Raw genomic sequence first — 3,386 nt, 5'->3', positions numbered from 1 at the left:
GCTCCTTTTCCAGCGCGAATGCTTTCACACCGGTGCCTGTACGTTGACGCAGCAGATCATATGGATTGTCCGTATCGGTGTGGGTGGATATACGAGTCACAGAAGAAGCAGCTTGGGCGGCTTCTGCATCCAGGGCGGGTACGATCAGTTCTGGTTCTTGGTCCCGAAGCAACACCAGACCCAGAAAACGCTCATGCGGATCACTGGCAAAGCCCGTCAGATAGTAAATATGTTTAGGATCGGTCACAAGCATGCCGTCCCAAGACTGTGACTTCAGTTCATCATACAGTCGGGTTATTTTCTCATTCATAAAGTCTCATTCCTTTCTGTCTATTTATTCATTATAGCTCTTCATACATAATTATTTATAGCATTGAATGACTTATTCTCTTTCCTGACATAATGTTTGCAGTCGTGCCTGTACATTCTGATCATAGTAACCACCATGGTAGCAGAGTACCTTCTCGACATCCAATACAGTTAGTTTATCGAGGCTCTTCAGGGCCAGCGGCATATCCGGCGTAGCCGACTCTGCAGGACCGACCAGTTCACCTTCGACTACCAGCAGTTCATCTGCTGCCAATAGTAGCTCTTGTGCGGGCACATACAAGCTTATATGCCCGGGCGTGTGACCGGGTGTATGAATAATCTGTATGCCCCCACCATAAGGCAGATGCTCACCGTCCTCAAGAATATGAGCAAAGCGCAAATCTGGTAGGCGGCGAATCATATCCTCTGCTTGCTGCTTAAGCACAGTATCCATTTGTTTAATCCGTTCGGGCGTCAGCTTCACAAACGGTCGCTCTCCTGTCATGTAAGGAACGTCATCCTTATGGGCTAACAGGGCAGTATTCGGCAGCAGATCCAGCAGTGCATGAACATTTCCGATATGGTCAATATCCTGATGTGTTAAAATAATTCTTTTCACGCGGCTGATATCCTCACCCACATCTGAGATAGCCTTGCGTAATGGCTCCAATTGGCCGAGCATTCCCGTGTCAATCAGTGTAAGTCCATCCTCGTCCTTGAGCAGTACAGGATAAATAGTCGTTTTTCCAAAAAAAGATTCCATAGGTACTTTCAAAATCAAGAGTTGATTTCCAATATTCATATTAAGCTGCTTCAGAATCCCTGACTCCGAAACATACCTCCCGTCTCATCGTGTTAAATCGCTTTCCCCGTTTTTATTTTTCCTTATCTTCAAGCTCTATTATAAAACCCTTTGGGACTAATCCGCAAAACAACTCGATATGGCTGATCGGGCGCTTGTCTTGTACAATAAATAAATCACACAATAGGAGGCGGATACGAAGAATGAATCAGGACCAATCTTTTTCCATTGAATTTGCGTGCAAAGAGGATCTTCCCGATATTGTGGACATTTATAATTCTACGATCGCAGGACGAATGGTCACGGCAGATCTGGAACCGGTGACAGTGGAGAGCCGCATTCCATGGTTTGAGGCTCATCAGGAGAACCATCGGCCTTTGTGGGTATTAAAACAAAAGGGTGCAATTGCCGGATGGGCCAGCCTTCAGTCCTTTTATGGGCGTCCAGCTTATAACGGTACAGCAGAAATTAGCATATACGTCCATGAGGATTCTCGTGGAACCGGAGCAGGGAGTCGACTGGTACAGCACTTGCTAAATGAATGTCCGAGACTGGGGATTACAACGTTGTTGGGATTTGTTTTTGGTCATAATGAGCCAAGTATTGGGCTGCTGCGGAAGTTTGGTTTTGAGCAATGGGGATACTATCCGCGTGTAGCTGTGCTCGACAGCATAGAGCGAGATTTAGCGATATTGGGCAAGCGAGTGGATGAATAATAGCTTATGACAGTTAAATATTTTTTGTAATGTGTACAGAAAAAGGCTGTTTCCAAAATCGTCTCATACACTGCGGATGATTTTGGGAGCAGCCTCTTTTATTTTGCTATTTTCATCGCTTTTAACGCTGAGGTCTAAAACGTATGTTGTGAAAAATTTGATTAAGCACCTCAGACAGCACTAAACCGACAGCAATAGCACCTGCGATCATCAGCGTGCTCATGGCCAGCTCCAGTGCCTGAGGATAATGTTGTTGTACGAACTGGCGCATGGCATTATAGGCCATTCCCCCTGGAACGAGCGGAATCATGCCTGCCACACTGAAAATAATCACAGGCATTTTGTACAGCCGCGCAAAGCCTTGACTGACGATGCCGATGAGAATCGTTGCCAAAAGGCTGGCACTCACAGGTCCCATGCTGTCCGTGGTTGAATAATAGACAAGCCAGCCTAGCATACCAACAAAACCGCATTGCAGTAGTGAACGCCGGGGGGCATGGAAAAGTATGCCGAAAGCAGCGGTGGCAATAAAGCTTGTGAATAATTGTGCAAGCATAGACTTGAATCTCCTCCGAATCACATATAAGAAATGATAACCGCAACGCCAGCTCCAATGCCGAAAGACGTCAGGCAAGCATCGGCTCCCTTGGAAAGACCCGAAACAAGGTGCCCGGACATTAAATCACGGATGGCATTTGTAATTAACAAGCCTGGAACCAGTGGCATGACAGAGCCAATAATAATTTTATCCATCATCTGTCCCCAGCCTACTATCGTTAATAGAGCCGCCAGCAAGCCGATTAGAAAAGATGCAGAAAACTCTGAGAAAAACTTAACCTTAACGAGCCTGTGAAAATACTGTACAGCTGCCAATCCGATACCTCCGCATAACACAGCTGCGGGGAAATCTCGCCAGACTCCACCAAACATGATCATAAAGCAACCGCTGGCCAACGCAGCAGCCATCAGCTGTACACGGTTGGAATAGCGGAGGGGGCCACGTTCAATCTCCGAAAGCTCCTTGACGGCAGCGCGAGGAGACAAATCACCTGTGCTGATTTTACGTGAAATGGAATTGACCTCTGTCACCTTGTGCAAATCGGTGGTCCGCTCTACGATGCGGATGAGCTTGGCAGGCTCCGAGTCATTAATGGCAAAAAAAATCCCAGTTGGTGTTACATAGCTATGGGACTGGGATATGCCATAGGCCGAAGCAATGCGGGACATCGTGTCTTCAACACGATAGGTTTCGGCTCCATTTTGCATCATCAGTTTGCCCGCCAACAGACAAACCTCAATGATTTCAGGAGTAGGATAGGAATGATTATTCATACTCGCTCTCTTTCATTCGTACCGGGCCGTTCGACCCTATTATTTTCATTTATTGTAGCACAAAAAGCCGCCTTTTCAGAGGCGGTCATGTTAGGCGGAAGCCAAGGATTTCGTCAAGATTCTATCATATCAGGAATAACGGTATAGTAGGACTCTTCCAGATATGTTGCGGCCTCAGACAGACCCATCACCTTAAGCTGGACAGCTTAAGGTGATGGGTCTGTCTG

5 protein-coding genes are annotated in these 3,386 nt (G+C 46.7%); 1 reads left to right on the top strand and 4 read right to left on the bottom strand.

Features of this window, described 5'->3' with window-relative positions; all coding sequences use genetic code 11:
- Positions 1–310, bottom strand: a 310-nt coding sequence (locus tag GRP75_RS22125; RefSeq protein ID WP_202404257.1) for an aminopeptidase P family N-terminal domain-containing protein, incomplete at its 3' end; no start/stop codon positions are given.
- Between the two features lie 72 nt (positions 311–382).
- On the bottom strand, positions 383–1,111 hold the full coding sequence (locus GRP75_RS22120) for an MBL fold metallo-hydrolase (protein ID WP_160790371.1): 729 nt from the start codon (positions 1,109–1,111) through the stop codon (positions 383–385).
- A 203-nt stretch (positions 1,112–1,314) separates the two neighbouring features.
- On the opposite strand from GRP75_RS22120, the gene GRP75_RS22115 reads away from it, so the two are divergent.
- Complete coding sequence (locus GRP75_RS22115) at positions 1,315–1,827, top strand: GNAT family N-acetyltransferase (protein ID WP_160790370.1); 513 nt, start codon at positions 1,315–1,317, stop codon at positions 1,825–1,827.
- Between the two features lie 121 nt (positions 1,828–1,948).
- Here GRP75_RS22115 and GRP75_RS22110 read toward each other — a convergent pair whose 3' ends face one another.
- Together GRP75_RS22110 and GRP75_RS22105 are read right to left on the bottom strand one after the other, a co-directional pair.
- A complete protein-coding gene (locus tag GRP75_RS22110) occupies positions 1,949–2,383 on the bottom strand; it encodes a threonine/serine exporter family protein (protein ID WP_068939941.1) in 435 nt (144 codons plus the stop codon).
- 20 nt (positions 2,384–2,403) lie between these two features.
- Positions 2,404–3,159: a threonine/serine exporter family protein gene (locus GRP75_RS22105; protein WP_160790369.1), complete on the bottom strand. Its 756-nt coding sequence runs from the start codon at positions 3,157–3,159 to the stop codon at positions 2,404–2,406.
- Positions 3,160–3,386 lie beyond the last annotated feature (227 nt).

It is taken from the genome of Paenibacillus sp. OT2-17 (assembly GCF_009827695.1).
GTDB lineage: Bacteria > Bacillota > Bacilli > Paenibacillales > Paenibacillaceae > Paenibacillus > Paenibacillus polymyxa_B.
Note: the sequence above shows the minus strand (reverse complement) of the source record. Positions and strands in the feature narration are given on the sequence as shown.

Bases quoted from the DNA above. Each gene is read 5' to 3' on its own strand.
- GRP75_RS22115 (WP_160790370.1), top strand. From the start codon at position 1,315: ATGAATCAGGACCAATCTTTTTCCATTGAATTTGCGTGCAAAGAGGAT.
- GRP75_RS22105 (WP_160790369.1), bottom strand. From the start codon at position 3,159: ATGAATAATCATTCCTATCCTACTCCTGAAATCATTGAGGTTTGTCTG.
- GRP75_RS22110 (WP_068939941.1), bottom strand. From the start codon at position 2,383: ATGCTTGCACAATTATTCACAAGCTTTATTGCCACCGCTGCTTTCGGC.
- GRP75_RS22120 (WP_160790371.1), bottom strand. From the start codon at position 1,111: ATGAATATTGGAAATCAACTCTTGATTTTGAAAGTACCTATGGAATCT.